A 23474-nucleotide genomic window follows, 5' to 3' on the forward strand; every position below is an offset into this window, starting at 1 on the left:
CTATTTTCTTCAAACAACCAACGAGAGAAAACTTGTTGGTTGTTATTTTTTGCTCCAAGAATGTTAAACTAAATGATATGAAAATTCAATTAAATTAATAGAGTCAATAGGAGGAGTAGAATGAAAACATTGTTATTAACAGGATTTGAACCGTTTTTACAGCTTACTGTCAATCCAACTATGAAAATTGTGGAACAGTTAAATGGTTTAGAGATTAATGGTCATAGGATTGTTGGTAAGATCCTACCGGTAGATTTTCGTGCCTCTGGTAAGGAGCTACTTCAATTACTGGAAGCAGAAAAGCCAGACGTACACATATCTTTAGGCTTAGCAGCTGGCAGGTATAAAATTACTCCTGAGAGAGTTGCTATCAATGTACAAGATGGGGATGTAGACAACAAAGGAAATAGGCCCGTTGATGAAGTGATCCAGGCAAACGGAGAACCAGGTTATTTCTCTACGTTGCCAATTCGAAAAATGGTGGAAAAGCTAATCCAAAATGGTTTTCCTGCTGAAATTTCTAATACAGCAGGAACCTACCTTTGTAATAATGTCATGTATGAAGCACTACATTATGCACAGAAGTCCAATAATAAACTGATTTCGGGGTTCATCCATATTCCGGCATCTCATGAACTAGCGATAGAGCATGGGAAAATACCGAGCTGGTCTCATGAGGACTTGAAAAATAGTATTATCACTTGTATTGGTGCGTTAGAACATCATGACAATTGAAATGCCAACTTTTTTTAGAACAGGGGAGAGGACTTTACGTTTTAGTTTTGAAGAGACTATAAGTCAAGAAGTATGGAGTCAAGTACATTTCTTTTCTGAAATGGTTTCATTAGAATGGAATCATCTTATAGAGGAAGTGGTGCCAAGCTATCATACAATTACGGTGTTTTTTATTGATTCGTCTGCATTAGACAAAGTCGATATTAAGGGATTCTTATTCCAATGGCAGCATAAACATTTAGCTTTAGAAAAAATGCCATCTAGATTAGTACATATTCCCGTTTGTTACGAGAAACCGTATTCGCTAGATATGGATAGAATTGCTTCTTTAAATGGTCTTTCTTCCAAACAGATTATTCAGCTTCACACACAACCATTATATACCGTATATATGATTGGATTTTTACCCGGTTTTCCTTATTTAGGAGAGTTACATAAAAGCCTTTGCATTTCTCGCCTAGACAAGCCTAGAAGTATAGTACCAAAAGGCTCTGTTGGAATTGGAGGAAATCAAACAGGCGTTTATCCCTTAGAATCACCAGGAGGATGGAACATTATTGGAAGAACACCTTTGGAAATCTATTCGGCTTTTAGAAATGATCATTTTCTATTAAGAACAAGAGATTTAATTAGGTTTTTTCCCATTTCAATACATGAATATGAAGAGATAGCTAGTGAGTTAAAACAAGATTCTCTTGCTATGAAACGTTTTGTAGAGGAGTTGTCTAAATGATAACAATTGATATAAATGCGGATGTAGGGGAAAGCTTTGGAGCCTTTAGCGTAGGGGAAGACCAGGAATTATTTAAAGTGATTACTTCAGCTAATATTGCTTGTGGATTCCACGCGGGAGATTTTTCGGTAATGAACCGAACAGTAAAGGAAGCTAAGAAAAATAATTTATCCATTGGTGCTCACCCAGGCTTTCCAGACCTGCAAGGATTTGGACGTAGGAATATGATAATGTCACCCGAAGAAATCTATGAGATGGTTATCTATCAAGTTGGGGCCTTAAAGGCTTTCTGTCAGCTTCATCATGTACGACTTAGGCATGTAAAGCCACATGGTGCTCTTTACAATATGGCTGCAAAAGATTCCTCTGTTGCTAAAGCAATTGCGCAGGCGACGTTTGATATGGAACCAGACTTGATACTATATGGGTTATGCAACAGTGAACTAATAGAGGCGGGAAAAATGGTAGGTCTACAAACTGCACAGGAGGCTTTTGCCGATCGCCTTTATGATGAGGATGGGCAGCTAGTTAACCGAACAGAGCCAAATGCTATTTTGACTACTGATGAAGATATCGTTACGCAGGTTTTACGAATCGTAAAAGATCGACAAGTAAAGACCAAGTCTGGGGATAGTATAAGAATCCATGCTAATACCTTGTGCTTTCATGGCGATGGCAAAAATGTCTCGGCAGTGGTTAGGAAAGTTAGAAAAGTCCTAGAGGAAAACAATGTGAGGATTGCACCTTTGGAGTTGGGAATATGAAGGCGCTTTTTAAAGTTATAAAAGAGGGGGTTTACGCATCCTATCAGGATTTAGGCAGACCAGGGTATCGGAAATTTGGGATGCCTGTTGCTGGACCGATGGATAAATATGCTTTTCAAATGGGGAATAAAATTGTATCCAACTCTCCAAACTCCTTAGCATTAGAACTATTTTTAGGTGGCTTATCACTGGAAGTTTTAGATACTCATAAATTAGTTATCAGTGGGGCGGATCTGGAAGCTACGCTAGATGGAAACCCCGTGGAGCTATGGACATCATTTCTAGTCATCAAAGGTCAAATCCTATCCTTTAATAGTCCAAGTAAAGGAAGTATTGCTTACATAATTCCACAAGGAGGATTTTGTGCGGACGAGGTGATGAACAGTAGTTCAGCATATCCAAGAGCAGATATTGGATATGTACTGAAGCCAAACATGATTTTATATGGGAGGGATACTTCGTATACAAACAAACGCTCTCGATTAATACCGTCTTTTATTCCTACTTATGAAAATGATGTAACTGTTAATGTTTGGGGAAGTCCCCATTCGGCTTTATTTGAAACGAGCAGTATTGATACTTTTTTTAATTCGATTTATACATATAAGGCTGGGAATCGGATGGGATATTATTTAGATGGCCCTGAGCTAAAGTTCGTCTCTAAGGGCGATATTCTATCGGAGGCAAGCCAGTTTGGTACTATTCAAATTACTAATAATGGTCAGCCGGTTGTTTTAATGGCAGATGCACATACGGTTGGTGGATATGCTACCATGGGGAAAATAGCAGACGAAGATTTATGGAAGATCTCCCAATTGAGGAGTGGTGGAAAGATTCGTTTTCAATGGAGAGAGTGATAAGGATTGTCATAAAATACACCTAGCAGTTATGTGTTTTATGACAATCCTTTTTGAGCATGCATATATGTTGTTTATAGAATTTTTAATGCTTTTCTAAATGTAGCTTTATTTCCTCGGAAATTTTTTAAAATTCATTCTCGTTCATCATATAATACCAAATTCCATCCTTTAATTCTCCAGCACCTTCTTCAAAGGTCAGAGTTTCAATCGTATTTATACTTTTTTTATAATCTTTTTGTATATTTAGCATCTGCTCGAAGGTCATATTTGTTTGTAGGTTTTCTTCAATAATTAGAAGTAGTTCCGTTCCTTTTCCTCAGGAGTAGATTGAAGTTTGCTCCCTTTTTAAGTAGAGATTGAATTACTTGTTTTTGACGATGTTGTCTTCCAAAATCTCCTAGTGGATCATCTTTGCGCATTCTTATATAATCTAGCGCCTGCTGTCCCTGTAATCTAAGTTTTCCCTCAAGAAAGGTATAGCCAAACACTTCAAAGGTCGTTTCTTTTACAACATTTACTCCACCTACAAAGTCTACGAAATAAGACTTTGTTCATTCCCTTTTTATTATTTATAAATTATTAATGATATTTATATGCTTAAATGTGATAATTATCACATTTATGTACAAATATTGTAGGTATAATTAATCAAAAAAGGAGTGTTATTATATGCGTGGTTCTTTAAAAAGTAAACTTTTAGTTCTGGCTTTAATCGTTATATTACTACCTTTATCAATACTAGGCCTAAATAATTATTTGTTAGCTAAAAAAGAATTAGATGAATTAGGGAAAATGGGGATTCAAAATGGTACCTATGCAATATTGGATTTAATTGATGAATTAAATAAAGAGGTAGAAAAAGGCGTTATAACAATTGAAGAAGCAAAAGCACGAGTTGCAGATAAAATTATCGGTCCTTTAAAGGAGGACAATAAACGTTCAATCACTAATCCGGCATCCTACGGGAAGAATTTCTATTATTATGTTATGGATGATAAAGGCAACTTATTAGTACACCCTAGTCTAGAAGGGGAAAACTTATATGATAATCAGTCGGAGGATGGTCAGTATTTTATAAGAGATAGTATAGAAAAAGCATTAAATGGTGGGGGGTACGTGTCTTATAACTGGCCACTTCCTAGTGACGAAGCTCAAGTGGAACCAAAAATTGCATATAGTATAGAGGATCCCAATTGGGGGTGGATAATTGTAGCAGCTACATACGAAATGGACTTTAATAAAGGCGCACATACTATGTTATTTACAACCATTGTGACGATTTTAATAGCGCTCCTGTTAGGATTAGTACTGTTTTGGTACTTTGCTAGAAAAATGACATCTTATTTAAAGAAGATTATGGTTTTAACTTCGGATATAGCAGATGGAAAGCTTAGTGGAAATGAGATACCAATAGAAACAAGGGATGAGTTAGGTCAGCTTGCATTAAATGTGAATACTATGAAGAATAGTTTAGAGGAAATGGTGAGTCAAACAAAAGTATCTTCAGACCATATGAGAGGCTCCTCCGAGGTGCTGAGTGCTGTAATAGAAGAAACTACGGCAGCTGCTGATGAAATTTCACATGTTATTACAGAAATCTCTAAAGGTGCAGTTATACAAGCAGAGGAAGCAGAGGTAGCTTCTGATAAAGTAAATGATTTGTCTACAGTTATTGAGAAAACACTTAAGCAATATAATGAAATTATTGTAGGGGTTAGTCAAATGATAAGCGTACAAGAAAATGGTTTATCTAACATAAATACCTTAACTACAAATACTGATAGATTGCAAGCAGTGATGGATGTCCTACAGGCTACTTTTACTCAACTTACTAATCGAATGGGACAGATATCTCAAATTGTTCAGACCATTAATGATATATCTGCCCAAACCAACTTACTTGCTTTAAATGCAAGTATCGAAGCTGCAAGGGCAGGAGAGCATGGAAAAGGATTTGCGGTAGTAGCAGAGGAGGTAAGGAAGCTATCAGAAGGTACTCAGGTAGCTACAGATAGTGTACGTAATCTTTTAAAGCAAATTGAGCAGGACACACGTTTAGCAGAAATTCAAATGACGGAAACTCAATCGATTTCAAATGAACAAATGGATTCAGTTGAATATACTAAACAATCATTCATGGAGTTGACTAAATCCATTCAACAAATAAAAGAAGAACTTATTTATTTAAATGAAGAGATGAATATCATGTATTCTAATAGAGAAGTGGTTGTAGGGGCGATATCTAATATTGCAGCCGTTGCAGAGGAGTCTGCAGCAGCAACAGAGCAAATGAATGCCTCAATTGAAGAGCAGAACAATGCTATTAATTCTATTATGAATTCAGCCCTTCAACTTCAACAGGAAGCTGAAAACATGCATGACTTGGTATCGAGGTTCAAATAAGAGATAAATGTGTTCGAATAGTATTTATTCAAAATAAACAAGGATAACAGTACCTGTTATCCTTGTTTTTTATCGTAAGAAAGCGGGAATAACACCTTTATCTTTTTCTAGTTTTATTACTAGGTAAATGTTGGGATAGAAGAATAATAAAAAAACTGCAGCAAGCTCAGGGGAAATAACTTGAGCAATAGCTGCAGTCTTTAGTTGAAATCTGTCTTTATTATTCTTCCGCTTTAGAGCTATTAACCTGTAGAAAGTATCGGCTGATATCTCGGAAAAAGGCGTTAAGCATGTTATTGAACATGTCTAATGCATCAAATGAATATAGTCTATAAGGATCTTCTTGTCCGTAGCCGCGAACGGAAATACCTTCTCTCAAGTGGTGTAAGTTTCCTAAATGAGAAATCCAGTATCTATCTAGCGTTTCAATGTAAATGCTTTGGATGTCCTTCCAAGTATCTTCATCTACATCATTCTCTAGTTCATCTAGTGCCATTCGGTAAACAACATTTAGTTCCTTTTGTAATTGTTCCTTACTTTCCGCAGTGAAGTTAGAGTAATCGATTGGCTCCGTGGTAGTAAGCGTGCCGATTATTTTAATTTCATCAATCACTTCCTGGTGCAAAGCAGCTTCCCCCGCAGCATCCATTTCTAACATATCCTTTAAGAAGTAATTTAAGCGTTCCTGTATAGCAATTTGAATGAGTGATTGCATGTTTTCCAGTTTCAATGCTTTTTCACGATAATTATAAATCACTTTTTGTTGATCATTGTTTACATCATCTAATTTTAATAAGTGTGATCTACTTGAGAAATGTATTCCTTCAATAACCTTTTGTACATTGTAAACAAATTTAGTTGGGTTAGGGGAAATTATTAAACCACTCTCATCTGTTTTTACTTTCTTTTTATACTTAGCGAATTCTTCTTCATCATAGTAGTAGAATAGTTCATCGTCTAAGGAGACGATAAACTGTGTGCTGCCTGGGTCACCTTGGCGACCACTACGTCCCCGTAATTGCATATCAATACGAGCACTACTGTGAAGCTCGGTCCCGATAATATGCAAACCACCAAGCTCTGCTACACCTTCGCCTAAAAGGATATCCGTTCCTCGGCCTGCCATATTAGTAGCTAGCATAATTTTATGCATTTGACCTGCATTAGAAATAAGCTCTGCTTCATCTTCCTCTGTTTTAGCATTTAAAATATTGTGTTTCAAGCCTTCCTCTTTAAAGAAATTGGATAGCTTCTCTGATTGCTCTATAGAGGTTGTCCCAATTAAAACAGGACGCCCAACTTCGTGGTGCTTTTTAGTTTCAGCAACAATTTTCTTCATTTTATCTTCAGAAGATAAATAGACAACAGTCTCCATATCAATTCGCTTGTTTGGTTTGTTCGTAGGAATCTCTGTGACTCTTAAATTATAAGTCTCCCAAAATTCATCGCGTGAAGGCATAGCACTACCAGTCATTCCAGAGATATGACTATACAAACGGAAATAATGTTGAATGGTAACAGAAGCCTGTGTATTGTTCTCTTCTTTGATCGAAACCTTCTCTTTAGCTTCTATTGCTTGATGAAGGCCATCGCTATATGTTCTGCCTTCCATTATACGTCCTGTATACTGGTCAACGATTTGTATTTTATCGTCCTTCACAATATAGTCAACATCTTTTCTCATAACTACTTTTGCGCGAAGCGTCTGCATTGCTATATGAAGAAACTCTCTATGTTCGCGATCATATACATTGTCGATTCCAAAGGCCTCTTCTAGACGATCTGCACCTTCATCTAACAATACAATTTGTTTTGTTTCTGGGTAATAATCGTATTCTCTTTTGTCCTCAAACGATCCTACAACCATCTGCATCACAGGGAAGAGATTTAAGCTTGCGTTAGACTTACCTGCAATGATTAAAGGTGTCCTTGCTTCGTCTATTAAAATGCTATCTACTTCATCGATTAATGCGTAGAAAAGCGGTCTTTGTACGAGCTCATCTTCTCGTTGGATCATATGGTCTCTTAAATAGTCGAAACCAAACTCTGTCCCTGTTCCGTATGTAATATCACAAAGGTAAGCAGCTTGCTTTTCCTCTTTTTCCAGTCCAGCTACATTAAGTCCAACGGAAAGACCAAGAAATTCAAAAAGGGGCTTCATTTGTTCATAATCTCGAGTAGCCAAGTATTCGTTCGCGGTAATGATATGTGTTCCTTTTCCGTAAGCAGCCATCACGTAAGCTGGTAGGGTAGCCACTAACGTTTTACCTTCTCCCGTTTGCATTTGGGCAATTTGAGATTGTGTTAGAACAGCTCCTCCCATCAGCTGAGAATCATAATGTCTCATTCCAAGCACACGTTTAGAGGCCTCTCGAACGACAGCAAATGCTTCAATAATTAGCTCCTCTGGTGATATTCCCTCGTTAAGCTTCTCACGAAAAATATTTGTATATGCTTGTAGCTCTTCATCATTTTTTTGAGTGAATGAATCTTCTAGGGCATTTATTTTATTTACAATTTTTTTTAGCTGATTTAGCTCTATGACTTCTCCTGAAATCATTTTTTTAATAGATTGTAACATGTCTAATCTCCTATCTTTTATTTCCAATACTATTATATCATGAATCATAAGTGGTAGCATTTACTATATAAATAGCTATGATTACAATTTAGTTACATGATTATATTTAAAAAGTTTCCATATCATGTTAAAGTTAGTATAGATATGAAAGGGGTTAGAATGTTGAAAAAAATTAGTACAGCAATGCTTGCTATGGTTTTAGCAGCGCCGATGAGTAGTGTTCACGCAGAAGAGATAGTCAAAAAGCCAATGGTAGAAGTAAAAGAGCAACAAGGAATAGAAGGTATTAAAGATGTTGTCGAAGAAAATCTAGAGGTCGATAACTCGGAGGAATGGCTGGACGATATAATAGAAGAAAAGCCAGTAGAAGAAGTAATTGAGGAAGGCTACGAAAATTTAGGGCCAATGATTTTTAAAGCTTCCGCTGTATCCTCTAAAATTGCAGCAAATAACGAGGGCGACTACTTTATTTACTACATCATGCATGGCTCTCCAGCGGCACTTGTTGTCGTGGATTATAAGTCTAAAGAAATCTTACATACGTTTACGTTAGAAGATTCGAAAAGTGCATGGGGCTTGGATGTAGATGAAAATGGGAAGCTATGGGTTGGTGGATCAGTATCGAGCATACTTTATAGCTATGATCCGAACGAGGAAGTATTTGAAAAGCATGGAGCGATTTTTTCCAATAAGAGTGATACATCTATTCAAGATTTAATCGTATCCGGCAATAAGGTGTATGCAGGTTCGGCTTATGGTGGTTCGTTAGTGGCATTTGATACAGAAACAAAAGAAATAGAGGAATTTGGTCAAATTCGAAAACGAAAAGAATTCGTGAAAGCTATCGTTGCTGATGAAGATAAAGATGAAATTTACGTTTCTATTGGTTCTCCAATGGATTTATTAGTAAAAAAGCCGAACACAAAAAATTTCACTTCATTTTTGCCAGCAAAATACATGTCTGAAAAGTATGCACAGGACTTAGTTTTAACGGATAATTATATTATTGCTAGATTACATCCTTCAAATATGGCTGTTATTTTTGACCGTAAAACACTTAAAATAGTGGATGAATTCGAATTGAGCTCTAAAACTGTATCAGCAGTTTCTCCAAATGGAGAGGGCATCTATTATACAAAAGGGCAACAATTGATTAAGTATGAGTTCGAGACAAAGATGCATACCGAACTAGGTGTTTATCTGCCTAAAGGAACAGAAGCTATTAATCTAGACTTTATCGTAAAGAATCCTAAGCTTCCGAACGAGGAAGGAACAGAGGGTCAAAGTGAAAATACTGTTCCAGGCGCAGTTACTGCACCTAAAGTAGAATCGGGTGTAAAAAATACAGAGATTATCGTTCCAAACCCTGCCTTGCCAATAATAGTACCGCCTTTGAAAGAAAATCCTAATGGTAATAATCCTTCAGAAGAACCTTTGGAGGAGCCAAAGGAATGGATTTTATCAGGTATGGTTGATAACCTAGGTCAAATTTTTGAATACAATCCACAAACAGGAGAGTTACAATATCATAACTTTAACTTGCCGGAGCAGCCGGTTGAGCTTTACACTTTAGCATCTAGCTCAGATGGTAAACATATTTATGCAAATGGTTATATGTCAGGTGGCCTTGGCGTATACAACGTAGCAACGGGGAACAAGGAATTATATCGTAACATAAGCCAAGTGGAGTCTATGTTTGAGATAAATAACAAGCTTTATATTGGAGCCTATCCTCTAGCTAGATTATTAGTATATGATCGTTCGATTCCGTGGGGAGTTGGAAATCCTGCTGAAGTAATTAGAATGAGCTCACATGGGCAAGAACGTTCTACAGCAGTTGCGCCTTATAATAAAGGAAAAGAGATTGTTCTTGGTACTCTACCTGATACTAGCGTTGGTGGAGGGGCATTAGTTTTTTATGATACTTCTACTAAAAAAACAGAGATTTATGAGGATTATATTTATAACCAAAGCATTGTTTCTTTAGTAAGCAGAGGAACTCAAGTATTCGGTGGTACATCGATCCATGCCAACCAACAAGTAAATCCTAGAGGAGCAAGACTGTTCTATTTTGATCGCTTTAATCCAGAGGCAAAAAAATATATTCACCTACCATTTAGTTCAAGTATGATTACTAGTTTAATAGTAGATAAAGAGAATTATGTGTGGGGAATGGCTGATGGAAAGCTCTTTAAATATAAGGATGAATGGACTGATATCAAATCAGTTGAGTTATTACCATTAATATCAGGTCGATTCCGTAATGCACAAATATTAGAGGGTGTAGATGGCTACATTTATGGAAGTGTAGAAGGTAAGTTGTTCCGTGTAACAAAAGATAGCTTACAAGTTGAATGGTTAAAGGATAATGGAGTTTATGGACTAGAACAGGACTTAAACGGTAACCTCTATTACTACGATGGAAGTAATCTATGGAGATACACGATTGAGAAAAATCGTGGAAAACAAGCTGAATCAGCTGGGAAATGAAGGAGATTTAATTAAATGAAACGAAAATTGCTATACCTTGTTGTCGTTTTTGCAGTGGTCACGAGTTCACTATTCCAACCAAGTCAAGTAGAAGCGCAAGCAACGAAAGTGTATTGGGACGGTATTTTAATGGTTCCAGGTCAAGTGGGAAAAATTAAAGTAGTAAAACCGATCAACCTATGGAAACGAACATCAGATGGTTTAGTATTTGAGAGAATTCTAAAACCAGGAGAGCAATACCGTGTCTATCGCTATGACAATCTTTATGGTGGACAATATGGGCTTGGTGGCGGAATGTATATTACTAAAATGGCGGGGTATGTCGATTATAAAACACCGTCTAAAGCTAAGCTTCGAGAATTGGAGAATGCTCAGGGTGGGTCAACAGTTACCCCCCCTGTAGGTACTCCTGCTTCTAACTTATTTCCAAAAGAAGCTATCCCTACTCTATCCATTGGTAAAGTAGCTGCTCAGGCTATTACTCAAATTGCTCCCGGAGTAAGAAAAAAACTGATAGACATTGATGGGGCACTAGGGGCTCAAAAGCTTTTTGTCATTGACTATGATGGAAAAACTTCCAATATTCAAATGAAGGCAGAGCTTGCGAAGGATCAAGTAGTTGGGTTTGAAACAACTTCCTCACAAGCAAATAGTGTTCCGCAAAATGATTCTTATCATGTTGTAGCAGGCGTTAACGGCGATTATTTTGATAAAACAGGTCAGCCAGTAGATTTAATGATGATTGATGGATCTATTGTAGCTACACCGCAAACTGCGTTAAGCGACTTAGCTGTACTTGGGATTACTTCTAATAAGAAAGCTATTATTGGTGCACCTCAAGTTTCTATGAACCTTTCTGTAAATGGGACATCCTATCCTATTAATTCCGTTAATAGAAAGAGATTAGCAGATCATCTCGTTGTCTATACTAGAGACTTTGCTCCAACAACAAGCACTAACGAGCTTGGCACAGAAGTACGTGTGAAAATAGAATCAGGTAAGCTAAACGGTGGTGAAACACTTGCTGGTACGGTTACCGAAGTGATATCTGGTGTTGGAAATGCTGCTTTAAATACGAATGAAATTATTTTGTCAGGTCATCATTTTGCTAGCGATTTCCTAAAGGGAATTAATGTAGGTGACCAAATTGAAATATCTACTAAATTTACTCCAGCCGAATGGAATGATGTTCGAGAGGCTGTAAGTGGTAGATATCATTTAGTAAAAAATGGAGTACTACAAACGATTAAAGTAGCAGGTGTTGCACCAAGAACAGCTGTTGGAGTTCGAAAAGATGGTAGTCTATTCACTGCTGTAATTGATGGAAGAACTACTCAAAGTAAGGGGCTTTCCTTACAAAATACTGCAAAGCTGATGAAAGATCTTGGAGCTAACTATGCGATGACCTTTGATGGTGGTGGTTCCTCTACGGTAGTAGTAAGAGAGCTTGGTAACACAAAAGTGACGGTAGCCAATACTCCTTCCGATGGATACGAGCGCTCGGTAGCCAACTCACTACTCTTTGTGAGTACGTATAAAACAGGTCCTGCGGTAACTATTTCTCCAGCATCTAACGTACTTGAAGTATTTCAAGGGGCGACCTATACGAATCTATCAGTTCCTGTAAAAGGGCTTGACCAGTATATGAACCCAGTTGCAATTTCAGGAAATGGAAAAGTTACTTCTACTATATTGTCTTCTGTAAATGGTAAGCAGGTTGTCAATGCAAAACCAGGGACTTATGCAGGAATGGTTACTTATGAAGGTAAGACTACTAATATACAGTTGAGAGTCACAAACACGATAGACAGTATTAAAGCATCCGAAAATTATTTGCAATTAGCGAAAGGGCAATCCGTTCAGCTTTCCGTAAGTGGGATTAAAAATGGACAAGCAGTTTTAACGGATGCTAGTGCATTTACATTTAGTAGTACTGTAGGGACTGTTCAAGCGAATGGTAAGTACACAGCACCAAACAAAGATGGAATTGGAACGATTAATGTAAAATACGGAAATAAGTCTTTAACTATTCCTGTCATTGTAGGTGAGGTCGCACCAACTATTTTAGAGTCATTTAACAAAGGTATCTTTAACTATGAAGCTACTAGTGACAAAGCTAAAAGTGTTTCCGTGACGTCCGTTGCTAATGATAGAGATGGGTCAAAGGCTATCAAGTTAACCTATGATTTTAAAGACACGACTGGTACTTCAGGAGCTTATATTAATGCTAAAACGAACCTTACAATTAGCACACCGTTAAAGAAAATAGGAATGTGGGTTAAAGGTGATGGTAAAGGTAACTGGTTAAGATCTCAAGTAGTTGATGCTACTGGTAAAACGGTTCAATTGGACTTTGATAAAAATGTAACTTGGACCGATTGGAGATTTGTTACAGCGAATGTTCCTGCTGGACTTTCTTATCCATTGAAAATGGATCTTCCTGTCCGTTATATGCAAACAGAAAATGCTAAAAAAGCAAATGGTGAAATCATCATTGATGACATTCAAGCTATATATAAAGACTAAAATGAGTATATAGTAGTAGGTGTTGCGAAGCATTTTAATGTGTGATAACGTATTAAGTATGGATTTTGGTAAACTTTGGAGGGAAGTACATGGCTGCAGAGGAAAAAGGGAAAGAGAACAATATTGTAGGAAATGCTCAGAAAATAGTAGGATTCTATAAAAGACAGGCTTGGGCAGCAAAGGTTTTTGAAAAAATTGAACAGGATTCCATAGTTCAAGACGGCAAAGATATTGTACTAGCATCCTCTATAATTCAATCAAATAACAATTTATATTTTCCAGCTTTTATGCGAATTAACATCAAGGAAAATGGTAAGGTAGTAGGGGCTTATATGATTCAAGAGGAAGAAGATAGCTTTAGTCTATTACCTTTAGAGATCTTGTTAGAGGAACCAGAGATGCAAGAAATGCTTCCCTTTAAGTACCGTACTTTAGAAAAGATTGAGGGAGACAGTTTACAAGTAAACTGGCCTGAGTTCTCGTAATATAGTACTAGAAAAAATAAAGCTTTTTACAAGAATAGAAAGGACTGATTTTTGCTCATACTAAAGCGAAAAGTCAGTCTTTTCTTTCTTTATATTAAATTTGGTTACAAAGCTAGTTTTATAGTATAATCATTAATTGAAGAAACTTTCATGTCGTTAGTTCGTCTATTTTGTAGAACCTAGCGGCTAAAAAGAAAATAAAAAAACAAGGATGATATTTTTGGATATAAAATTACTTCTTGCTTTTATCATATCTATGGCCACGGCAATCGCAGTTACCCCTTTAGTAATTAAGTTTGCACATATAATTGGGGCTGTGGATAAACCTTCTGAAAGAAAAGTTCATCAAAAAGTGATGCCTCGCTTAGGCGGACTTGCAATTTTTATAGCAGTAACAGTTGGTTATTTCGTTGCGGGATTGTATGAAGCAAAGATTACTGGAATTATTGTAGGTGCTCTGATTATTATCGTGCTTGGTATTATAGACGATAAATATGAAATCTCTGCAAAAATTAAGTTATTAGGTCAAATATTAGCAGCTTGCGCTGTTATGGGTAGTGGGTTAACAATTGAAGTTTTAAATATTCCTTTTTTAGGTGTATTTGAACTTGGTATTTTCTCTTATATAGTAACACTGTTTTGGATTCTAGCTATTACGAACGCTATCAACTTAATTGACGGATTAGATGGCTTATCAGCTGGAATATCATCAATCGTATTTGCAAGTATTGCATTTTTAGCATTTTCTGCTGATAAAATGTTAATACTTACATTGTCTCTTATCTTACTAGGGAGTACGCTTGGGTTTTTATTTCATAATTTCCACCCAGCAAAAATCTTTATGGGTGATACAGGTTCCATGTTCCTTGGATACGCTATTGCTGTCCTTTCGTTATTAGGACTTTTCAAAAGCGTTACATTATTTAGTTTTGTTGTTCCTATTTTAATCTTAGGAGTACCAATTTTTGATACTTCCTTCGCTATAATTCGACGGTTAGTTAATCGTAAGCCGATATCGGTGGCAGATAAGTCTCATTTGCATCATAGATTGCTTGCACTTGGCTTGTCTCATCGTGATACCGTATTAGTAATATATGGTTTCGGTTTGATATTTAGTATATCAGCGATTACATTTGAGACACTAACTTTACGTTGGGCAATTTTTATTATTTTATTTATATTAATTGCATTTGAAATTGTTGCTGAGAAAATTGGGTTAGTGAATGATGAATATCGACCAATTATTTCTGTTTTTCAAAAAGTTGTTGGGTATAAGCGTAATTAGCCCTCTAGTAGGTAGATAAAAACTATCTAGACCACTTTAAAAGGTGGGTTGCGCTTTTCATATATTAAATAATTCATATAGGGTTGGTGTAAACAAATGAAAGTACCAATGTTAGATTTATCGGAACAATATGCATCGCTAAAAACAGAAGTTTTAGAAGCGTTAGACGGAGTTATGAGTAGCTCTGTTTTCATTCTAGGAAGCAATGTTAAAAAACTAGAAGCGGATATTGCCGAATATAGCCATGTGGCACATGGGATTGGTTGTGGGAATGGTAGTGATGCAATTCATATTGCATTACAAGCAGCAGGTATAGGTGCTGGAGATGAAGTAATTACAACTCCATTTACATTCTTTGCTACTGGTGGAGCAATCGTCAGAGCCGGTGCAACACCTGTTTATTGTGATATCGACCCTGTTTCTTTCAATATAGATCCAGCTGAGATAGAAAAGCATATTACGGACAAAACGAAGGCTATTATTCCGGTTCACTTATATGGTCAAATGGCTGATATGGTGAGCATTCGTAAAATTGCAGACAAGCATAACCTAATTGTGATTGAGGATGCTGCACAAGCAATTGGAGCTAAACAAGGTGACTTTACTGTTGGTGAATTAGGAGATGCAGCAACTTATAGCTTCTTCCCGACTAAAAATCTTGGAGCTTACGGTGATGGCGGTATGGTTGTTACCAATAATGATGATATCGCAGAGAAATCTCGTGTTATTCGTGTACACGGTAGTAAACCAAAATATTATCATGCTGTGCTTGGTTATAATAGCCGTCTGGACGAGCTTCAAGCAGCAGTATTAAATGTTAAGTTCCCTCATTTAGACACTTGGAGTGAGCAACGTAGAGCTCATGCAGATTTTTACACTCAATTGTTGAATGAAAAGGTTGGAGAATACATTAAGACACCTGTAAAGGTAGAAGGTTTCCATCATGTATTCCACCAATATACTATTTTGACAGAGCGTCGAGATGAGCTTCAAGCTTATTTAAAAGAAAATGGAGTAGATACAATGATTTATTATCCACTACCATTACATATCCAACCGGTATTTGAAAGCTTAGGGTATAAACTAGGAGATTTCCCGAATGCAGAAAAAGCTGCAAACGAGGCACTTTCTTTACCAATGTTCCCTGAGTTAAAAGAAGAGCAACAGCAATTTGTTGTTGAAAAGATTGCTGCTTTCTTTTCTGGAAAATAATGATTAAAAAGTAAAGGGAGACGTTTTGTTACGTTTCCCTTTAACTACCTTATGAATGGGTTTAAAGGAGAATAGATATGTCAGAAAATAAATCGTTTCGATTATATGATTCTCTAGAATTTTTCTGGAGGAAAAAGATTTGGTTCATCATCATACCAGTCATCGCTGCATTAATAGGCTACGGTGCGTCTTTCCTAGTACCATCCAACGGTAAGTATGTAGCAAAAAGCACAGTCTTTACTGGATCTGTAAAGTTAGAGGCTCTAACTAATCCCGATCATATCATGACTCAGTATGGCAAACATTTTACAGGGAAAACAGAAGTCTTTGTCCCAACTAGAAGTTACATAAAAACAGAGACCTATGGAGATACTGAAGAACAAGTAAAGAATGAATTAAATCAGTTTAATGAGCAATTATTAGCTGGATTAATGAACCAACATGACAAAGTAATCGGTGGTACTGAAAAATATGCAAGCATTCAAGCAGAGCGTATTGAAACATTAAAAACCACAATAGAAGATTATAAAAAATTATTAATTGAATCTGATAATGTAACGGTAATTAACAACTTTACTACCTTATTATCTGCAGCTGAAATGGATTTAACAAATGCTTTAGCTACGGAACAAAGAGTAAGAAATGACGTCATTTCTTATGAAAAACCAAGCATTGCTGGAGAAACCAGAGTAGGACAAACAGAAACATATGGAACAGAAGGTGCTATTGCAGGGTTCATCCTAGGAATCTTATTAGCAATCCTTTCGCTATCTATGTGGAAGTATCTAATCGATGCAAGAAACTATAGAAAAGCGTAAGCACCTATGTCTGCCCCGACAGGCAAATGGAGAAAAGCGAGGAGGCAGTCCTTCAGCCACCGGAGCTTTTATCCATTTGACCCGAGGGGCAAGGTGCAGGAGCTAGACAAGAAAAGCGTAAGCACCTATGTCTGCCCCGACAGGCAAATGGAGAAGAGTGAGGAGGCAGTTCTTCAGCCACCGGAGCTTTTATCCATTTGACCCGAGGGGCAAGGTGCAGGAGCTAGACAAGAAAAGCGTAAGCACCTATGTCTGCCCCGACAGGCAAATGGAGAAGAGTGAGGAGGCAGCTCCTCAGATACCGCTTGTCCCATTTGCGCTCGGGGGAAAGAAAATTGAAGTACCAAAACATGAAACATTTATTGATAAGATGGTGTCTTTACTAGAGTAAAACAGCACCAATTAAAAGGAGAGTATAAAATGTCTACATATTATGAAGAATTATTAGCGAAAATTGAAAACCACACTGCAGTTATTGGGGTAGTTGGTTTAGGTTATGTTGGTTTACCACTTGCGGTTGAAAAAGCTAAAGCTGGCTATAAAGTAATTGGATTTGATGTACAAGAATCTAAAGTTCAACAAGTAAATGAAGGAATTAACTATATTGGTGACGTAGTAGATGTTGACTTAAAACAAATGGTTGAATCAGGTCATTTAACTGCTTCTACAGATTATGGTTCAATTAGTGCAGTAGATGCAGTTGCTATCTGTGTACCGACTCCATTAGACATTTATCAACAGCCTGATACTTCTTATGTTGAAAGCTCAGTAAATGAAATTGCTAAATATGCTAAAAAAGGTACACTAGTAGTTCTTGAGTCAACAACTTATCCAGGTACAACAGAAGAAATTATTAAAAAAGCATTAGAAGATAAAGGATTTGTAACAGGAGAAGATATTTTCATCGCTTACTCACCTGAACGAATTGATCCAGGTAATAAAAGCTTCAATACAAAAAATACACCAAAGGTAGTTGGTGGTATTACAGAAAAATGTACAACAGTAGCTGCTGCAATGTACAGCAATGTATTAGAGGGTGACGTGCATAAGGTTTCTAGTCCGGCTATCGCTGAGATGGAGAAAATTTTCGAAAACACATTCCGTCACATTAACATCGCTCTAGCTAACGAAATGGCTATTCTTTGTGAGAAAATGGGAATTGACGTGTGGGAAGTAATCGATGCTGCTAAAACAAAACCATACGGCTTTATGGCATTCTACCCAGGCCCAGGATTAGGCGGTCACTGTATTCCAATCGACCCATTCTACTTAACTTGGAAAGCAAGAGAATACAACTACCACACTCGCTTAATCGAGCTTGCTGGTGAGATTAACAATACGATGCCTGAGTATGTAATTACTCGTGCAATGCAAATTTTAAATGATGAAGGTAAAGCGTTAAGAAATGCAAATGTTGTACTTTTAGGTGTAGCTTACAAAAAAGATATCGATGATATGCGCGAATCTCCATCTTTAAAATTAGTAGAACTATTAATACAACAAGGGGCTAACTTCAAAACAGTTGATCCTCATGTAACTACATTTAGAGTTGCTGGAGAAACACATGAAACTGTGGAATTAACAGACGAGTTGTTAGATTCAGCTGACCTAGTTATCCTAGCTACTGATCATACTGGCTTTGACTATGCTCATATTGCACAAAAATCAAAAGTTATTTTTGATACTCGTAACGCGTTTAAAGGAATTGACACTCCAAATCGCTATATTAAATTATAAGGGCGGGATACAAGATGAATTTTATACATGAAACTGCTGAGTTAGGCGAGAATACGACAGTTGGACACTTTTCTGTTATAGAAGAAGGAGCAAAGATTGGCGATAACGTTCGCATAGGCAATCGTGTAACAATTCACGCTGGTACCATCATTGGTGATGGTACCACCATCGATGATGGTGCCGTAGTAGGCAAACAGCCTAAGCCTGCCAAAACAAGCACAATGAAAATTACGAAAGAAATTCCTCCTTTAGAGCTTGGCAAGGAATGTACAATTGGAGCTAATACAATTGTGTATAGAGGAGCAAAAGTCGGAGAGAGTACGTTAATTGCTGATTTAGCAACGGTTCGAGAAGATGTTGAAATTGGTTCTTTTGTTATCATTGGTCGCAATGTTACAGTTGAGAACTTTGTAACGATCGGTAACCGTACTAAAATCCAATCGAATTCATATATCACCGCTCATTCTACTCTAGAAGATCATGTATTTATCGCACCATGTGTGACAACTACAAATGATAACTATATGGGAAGAACGGAAGCACGCTTCGACAAGATTAAAGGAGCTATTGTTAAACGTGGAGCTCGTGTAGGTGGAGCGTCTATTATTCTACCTGGTATAACAATAGCAGAAGAAACATTTGTAGCAGCTGGAGCAATAGTAACAAAGGATACAGAAGAAAAAACTGTTATAAAAGGTTTCCCAGCAAAATTCTTGAAAAATGTACCTGAGGAGGAGCTTCTTTAAGTGTTCTCTCAGTTAAAACGTTTAGGAGCGGATTCGCTCCTTTATGCATTTATGAACGTAGGTACTAAACTAATCGCATTTATACTATTCCCTTTATATGCACATTATCTTGAAAAAGAATCGCTAGTGGGAATGCTACAGATGGTAGATACTACGGTATCTATGCTTACTTTCCTCGTAATATTTGGTACTGACTCCGCGTTAGCTTATTATTACTTTGAGTATAAAGATAAAGACACACGGGAAAAGTACGTTCGCTCGGTTATGACGTTCCGTTTATCAATAGTTGTCTTGTTATTTGCAGTATTTTTAATCGGGGGAGATTGGCTGTCTGCTCTTATATTAGAATCAGCGGGCTATTCTCAGCTATTTTATATTGCATTAGGTACGTTATGCTTAGATACCATTATTACACTAGTTTTAACTATTTTAAGATATGAGTTCCATACGAAGAGAGTAGTCTTTACGACGATAGGTAAAATGCTATTAATAGCAGTAGTTTCTGTCCTTTTCTTAATGTTTGTATGGACTTCATTAGAAGGGATACTAGTAGCTCGCTTAGTCAGCGTGGCTATTATCGTCTTAGTGTTAATAAAGCCTGTTCGAGTGTATTTAAAGCCACTGTACGATAAAGCTATTTTAAAGAAAATCTTAGTTTACGCTGCTCCCCTAGTGCCTGCCTCTTTAGCTTTTTGGATCATAGCGAATGCCAATAACTTTTTTATACGGGCATATGGGACATTAGATGATGTAGGTATTTATGGGACCGCTATTAAGTTTGCAACCTTTATAACTCTATTGACGAGCGGTATACAACTAGCATGGAGACCATTTTCTATGTCTTTAAAGGACAAAAAAGATAGTCCCCAATTATTTGCAACATTATATGCGGCATTTTTAATCATTGGCAGCTTTGGAGTTTTAGCTTTAGCGACATTTATGCCATGGATTATTTTAGTAATGCCAGATAACTTTAGAATTGCATTTCAATATGTTGCACCCATTTCAATCGCAACATTTTTAAGCTTTTACTATATGATTGTTTCTACTGGAATATTTTATTCTAAACAAACAAAACATATTTCTATAGCATTTGGGATAGCTGCAATTGTATCAGTTGCATTGAATTTTGTTTTTGTGCCGTATCTCAATATATGGGGAACAGTTATTTCGTATATAGCAGCCTATTGTATCGCTTTATTTATGGTATTCCGTAAAAGTCAAAAGCTATATTATGTACCCTTCTCAGGTATAAAAATGGGTTGGACAATCTTATGGCTAATAGCTGCAACTCTTGGAATTGTATATATTCAATTACACGATTTAAATAGCTGGCTAATCTTAGGAGTATGGCTTGTTTTCATTCTTCTAGTCCTACTAGTTCGTATGGATAAGTATTTTGTAAAAAGAAAGTAATGGGGGATAGGCATGTCAAAAAAATGTATAACAAACCTTAGGCATAAAGATTTTCATACTATAAAAGGTGTCGGGTATGAAGGGTTTTTCAGAGGATACTTCTATTATGAAAATCAATATGTCACCCATGAAAACTTCGCTAGCATTATAAATGAAGAAATTTTAACATCTAATGACTTTGCCAAATGGAATGGGGAATATGCGTTAATCTATACAACTCCAGTAGAAACAAAACTGGTAACTGATATGAAGCGTTCTATTCCATTATTTTATATGGAGGATCAGTCAGGAAACTGGCTTGTCCAAGATTATATACAGCCTCAGGAAGGCTTAAATATGAATCCAGAGGCAGAGGAAGAGTTCCTAATCACAGGATTTGTTTTTAGAGAGAAGACGTTATTTAAGGAATGGAGCCAGGTTCCTGCAGTTTCTTATGTTACATTGCAGGAAAAGGCTGTCCAGGCCTACTACTATTCGTATGTTCTTCCAAAAGAAACAGAGCCAATCGATACATTTGCAGCCGAGTTAAAGACAGTATTTCATGATTTATTTGATGATCTTGCAAGTCGTTTAAAGGATCGTCAAATCGTCATTCCACTTAGTGGTGGGTATGACTCTCGATTAATCGCATTAGCATTGGTGGAGCGTGGGTTGAAGGATAATATTATTGCATTTACATACGGAAGACCAGGGAACGGAGAGTCAACTGTTAGTAAACAGATTGCTGATAAGCTGGGCTTAAAATGGAAATACTTTGCCTATGATAAAAAGATGTGGGAGGATATGTACAAGTCTGACGAATGGAAGGACTATGTCGTGTATTCTAGTAATGCTGTTTCGGTAGCACATCTTCAAGATTTCCCAAGCACCAAGCTGCTGGTTGAGGAAGAAGGGTTACAAGACGCAGTGTTTTTACCAGGTCATTCCTTAGATTATCTGGCAGGTGGACATTTACCTTATGAGTCTATTGTTGACAAGCAATTTGAAAAGAGTGAAATTCAAACCTTTATAATGAACAAGCATTTTCGATTATGGGAGCTAGCCGGTAAAGACAGCTATGCAGAAACAGACATCGGTAAAGGATTGTATCAGGATATTGAAGCGTATTCCAATTATACAAATGAACGCGTCACTTCTTTAATTGATGAATGGAATTGGCGAGAACGACAAGCGAAATTTATCATTAATTCTGTTCGTGTATACGAATATTTTGGACAAGGCTGGTCCATTCCGTTATGGGATGATCGTTTAATCCACTTTTTCAGTAAAATCCCTGCGGATTTAAAATATAAAAAATATTTATATGATTATACATTGCATCAAATGTATCCGGAATTCTATCCATTGCCTCAAAAGCCAGGACCAGAAAATTCACTTAAAAATAAATATGGTATTCTCTATCCTTTACTACGCAAAATATATAGAAAGAAAAATCTATATCGTAAATATTTTGATGAGCCAATGGAGTGGTACGGAATCTATCCGACTTACAAGCAGTATGTACAGTCTCTTACTTTTAAAAGAAATGGACAAAAGTATGAGCATCCGTACAATATCAATTCGTTTATCGTAAAAGACATGATTGAAATGATGAAGGAGATTACAAAATGAAGGTTCTAACTATTTTAGGAGCAAGACCTCAGTTTATTAAAGCAGCAGCAGTTTCACGTGTAATTCGTGAAGAAGTAACAGAGCTTATCGTTCATACTGGACAGCATTATGATGCCAATATGTCTGATATATTCTTCGAGGAATTAAACATTCCAAAGCCTGACTATCATTTAGGAATCGGTTCAGGAAACCATGGTAAACAAACTGGTGAAATGCTAGCTAAGATCGAAGAAATAATTTTAAAAGAAAATCCTGATTTCTTATTAGTATATGGTGATACAAACTCAACATTAGCAGGAGCACTTGCAGCTGCTAAACTGCATATTCCTATTGTTCATATCGAAGCAGGTCTTCGCAGCTTCAATATGAGAATGCCTGAAGAAGTTAACCGTATTTTAACGGACCATGTTTCCACGTTGTTACTTTGTCCAACGGAGACAGCTATCCAGAATTTAACGAACGAAAATATTAGCGCAGGCGTGTATAATATTGGAGACGTAATGTATGATGCAGTTCTATACAATAAGGAACTAGCTAAGTCTACATCTACTATTTTAGAGACTGAAAAGATCGCTCCAAAGGATTACTTACTAATAACGATTCACCGTGCGGAAAATACAGATGATGTGGACCGTATGAAGTCCATTTTAGATGCATTCCGTCAAATCGAAGATAAAAAGGTTTGGCCAATCCATCCAAGAACTAAGAAAAAATTAGAGGATTACGGCTTTAAGCTAGATGAAATTCCTAATTTACAAGTTATAGATCCAGTTGGTTATTTAGATATGCTTTCCTTAGAAACAAACGCAAAAAAAATCGTAACAGATTCTGGTGGCGTTCAAAAAGAAGCATACTTTGCAGAAGTACCTTGTGTTACTGTTCGTGATCAAACGGAATGGGTAGAGACATTAATAGAGGATGCAAATATCTTAACTGGAACAGATACAAACAAAATCGTAGACGCAGTTAAAAAAGAAGTAACTCCTTCTTATACTCCTGTTTTCGGTGATGGAAAAACATCGGAAAAAGTGTTAGCTTTACTAAAGGAATATTCAAGTAAATAAAGTAGGTG

Annotated in this window: 20 protein-coding genes and 1 pseudogene; 18 read left to right on the forward strand and 3 right to left on the reverse strand. The window is 36.8% G+C overall.

The window, feature by feature from the left end:
- Window positions 1-120 precede the first annotated feature (120 nt).
- From pcp to M3627_RS01690, 4 genes are read left to right on the forward strand one after another with little or no spacing between them, the layout of a single operon-like run.
- The gene (pcp, locus tag M3627_RS01675) at window positions 121-735 is read left to right on the forward strand and encodes a pyroglutamyl-peptidase I (RefSeq protein WP_251552736.1); all 615 of its coding nucleotides are present in this window, start codon (window positions 121-123) and stop codon (window positions 733-735) included.
- Window positions 725-1468: a 5-oxoprolinase subunit PxpB gene (pxpB, locus tag M3627_RS01680; RefSeq protein WP_251552737.1), complete on the forward strand. Its 744-nt coding sequence runs from the start codon at window positions 725-727 to the stop codon at window positions 1466-1468. Before pcp ends, pxpB begins: the two co-directional genes overlap by 11 nt.
- Window positions 1468-2232: a LamB/YcsF family protein gene (locus M3627_RS01685; protein WP_353056448.1), complete on the forward strand. Its 765-nt coding sequence runs from the start codon at window positions 1468-1470 to the stop codon at window positions 2230-2232. The genes pxpB and M3627_RS01685 overlap by 1 nt, the downstream gene beginning before the upstream one ends.
- Window positions 2229-3089 (forward strand): 5-oxoprolinase subunit C family protein, encoded by an 861-nt coding sequence (locus tag M3627_RS01690; protein WP_251552739.1) that lies wholly within the window; start codon window positions 2229-2231, stop codon window positions 3087-3089. Before M3627_RS01685 ends, M3627_RS01690 begins: the two co-directional genes overlap by 4 nt.
- 127 nt (window positions 3090-3216) lie before the next feature.
- Here M3627_RS01690 and M3627_RS20720 read toward each other — a convergent pair whose 3' ends face one another.
- Window positions 3217-3342: a hypothetical protein gene (locus tag M3627_RS20720; RefSeq protein ID WP_285841610.1), complete on the reverse strand. Its 126-nt coding sequence runs from the start codon at window positions 3340-3342 to the stop codon at window positions 3217-3219.
- 34 nt (window positions 3343-3376) lie between these two features.
- Window positions 3377-3619: pseudogene (locus M3627_RS21005) on the reverse strand (LCP family glycopolymer transferase); the annotation flags it as partial.
- Window positions 3620-3761: 142 nt separating this feature from the next.
- Between M3627_RS21005 and M3627_RS01695 the strand changes: the two are divergent.
- Window positions 3762-5495: a methyl-accepting chemotaxis protein gene (locus tag M3627_RS01695; RefSeq protein ID WP_251552740.1), complete on the forward strand. Its 1734-nt coding sequence runs from the start codon at window positions 3762-3764 to the stop codon at window positions 5493-5495.
- A gap of 220 nt (window positions 5496-5715) precedes the next feature.
- On the opposite strand, the gene secA is transcribed toward M3627_RS01695, so the two are convergent.
- Entirely contained in the window at window positions 5716-8076 is a 2361-nt protein-coding gene (gene secA / locus M3627_RS01700) for a preprotein translocase subunit SecA (protein ID WP_251552741.1), read from the reverse strand.
- 162 nt (window positions 8077-8238) lie between these two features.
- On the opposite strand from secA, the gene M3627_RS01705 reads away from it, so the two are divergent.
- The 13 genes from M3627_RS01705 to wecB all read left to right on the forward strand — a co-directional run bounded on the left by M3627_RS01705 (window position 8239) and on the right by wecB (window position 23466).
- The gene (locus M3627_RS01705) at window positions 8239-10566 is read left to right on the forward strand and encodes a ligand-binding sensor domain-containing protein (protein ID WP_251552742.1); all 2328 of its coding nucleotides are present in this window, start codon (window positions 8239-8241) and stop codon (window positions 10564-10566) included.
- 15 nt (window positions 10567-10581) lie between these two features.
- Complete coding sequence (locus tag M3627_RS01710; RefSeq protein ID WP_251552743.1) at window positions 10582-13092, forward strand: phosphodiester glycosidase family protein; 2511 nt, start codon at window positions 10582-10584, stop codon at window positions 13090-13092.
- Between the two features lie 89 nt (window positions 13093-13181).
- Window positions 13182-13577, forward strand: a complete 396-nt coding sequence (locus M3627_RS01715; protein ID WP_251552744.1) for a hypothetical protein — start codon at window positions 13182-13184, stop codon at window positions 13575-13577.
- Window positions 13578-13797: 220 nt separating this feature from the next.
- Complete coding sequence (locus M3627_RS01720) at window positions 13798-14862, forward strand: glycosyltransferase family 4 protein (protein ID WP_169358790.1); 1065 nt, start codon at window positions 13798-13800, stop codon at window positions 14860-14862.
- A gap of 96 nt (window positions 14863-14958) precedes the next feature.
- Window positions 14959-16074, forward strand: a complete 1116-nt coding sequence (locus M3627_RS01725; RefSeq protein ID WP_251552745.1) for a DegT/DnrJ/EryC1/StrS family aminotransferase — start codon at window positions 14959-14961, stop codon at window positions 16072-16074.
- 77 nt (window positions 16075-16151) lie between these two features.
- Complete coding sequence (locus M3627_RS01730; protein ID WP_251552746.1) at window positions 16152-16892, forward strand: hypothetical protein; 741 nt, start codon at window positions 16152-16154, stop codon at window positions 16890-16892.
- A 6-nt stretch (window positions 16893-16898) separates the two neighbouring features.
- Window positions 16899-17093: a hypothetical protein gene (locus M3627_RS01735; RefSeq protein ID WP_251552747.1), complete on the forward strand. Its 195-nt coding sequence runs from the start codon at window positions 16899-16901 to the stop codon at window positions 17091-17093.
- Window positions 17050-17283: a hypothetical protein gene (locus M3627_RS01740; protein WP_251552748.1), complete on the forward strand. Its 234-nt coding sequence runs from the start codon at window positions 17050-17052 to the stop codon at window positions 17281-17283. Before M3627_RS01735 ends, M3627_RS01740 begins: the two co-directional genes overlap by 44 nt.
- A gap of 29 nt (window positions 17284-17312) precedes the next feature.
- Window positions 17313-18629 (forward strand): nucleotide sugar dehydrogenase, encoded by a 1317-nt coding sequence (locus tag M3627_RS01745; RefSeq protein ID WP_169358793.1) that lies wholly within the window; start codon window positions 17313-17315, stop codon window positions 18627-18629.
- Between the two features lie 14 nt (window positions 18630-18643).
- Entirely contained in the window at window positions 18644-19375 is a 732-nt protein-coding gene (locus tag M3627_RS01750) for an acyltransferase (protein WP_251552749.1), read from the forward strand.
- On the forward strand, window positions 19376-20791 hold the full coding sequence (locus M3627_RS21010; protein WP_169358795.1) for an oligosaccharide flippase family protein: 1416 nt from the start codon (window positions 19376-19378) through the stop codon (window positions 20789-20791).
- Between the two features lie 12 nt (window positions 20792-20803).
- Window positions 20804-22402 carry an asparagine synthase C-terminal domain-containing protein gene (locus M3627_RS01760; protein WP_251552750.1) on the forward strand — a complete coding sequence of 533 codons (1599 nt, stop codon included), beginning with the start codon at window positions 20804-20806 and terminating at the stop codon, window positions 22400-22402.
- Window positions 22399-23466, forward strand: a complete 1068-nt coding sequence (gene wecB, locus M3627_RS01765; protein WP_169358797.1) for a non-hydrolyzing UDP-N-acetylglucosamine 2-epimerase — start codon at window positions 22399-22401, stop codon at window positions 23464-23466. Before M3627_RS01760 ends, wecB begins: the two co-directional genes overlap by 4 nt.
- Window positions 23467-23474 lie beyond the last annotated feature (8 nt).

This window comes from Psychrobacillus sp. MER TA 171 (assembly GCF_023713305.1).
Classification (GTDB): domain Bacteria; phylum Bacillota; class Bacilli; order Bacillales_A; family Planococcaceae; genus Psychrobacillus.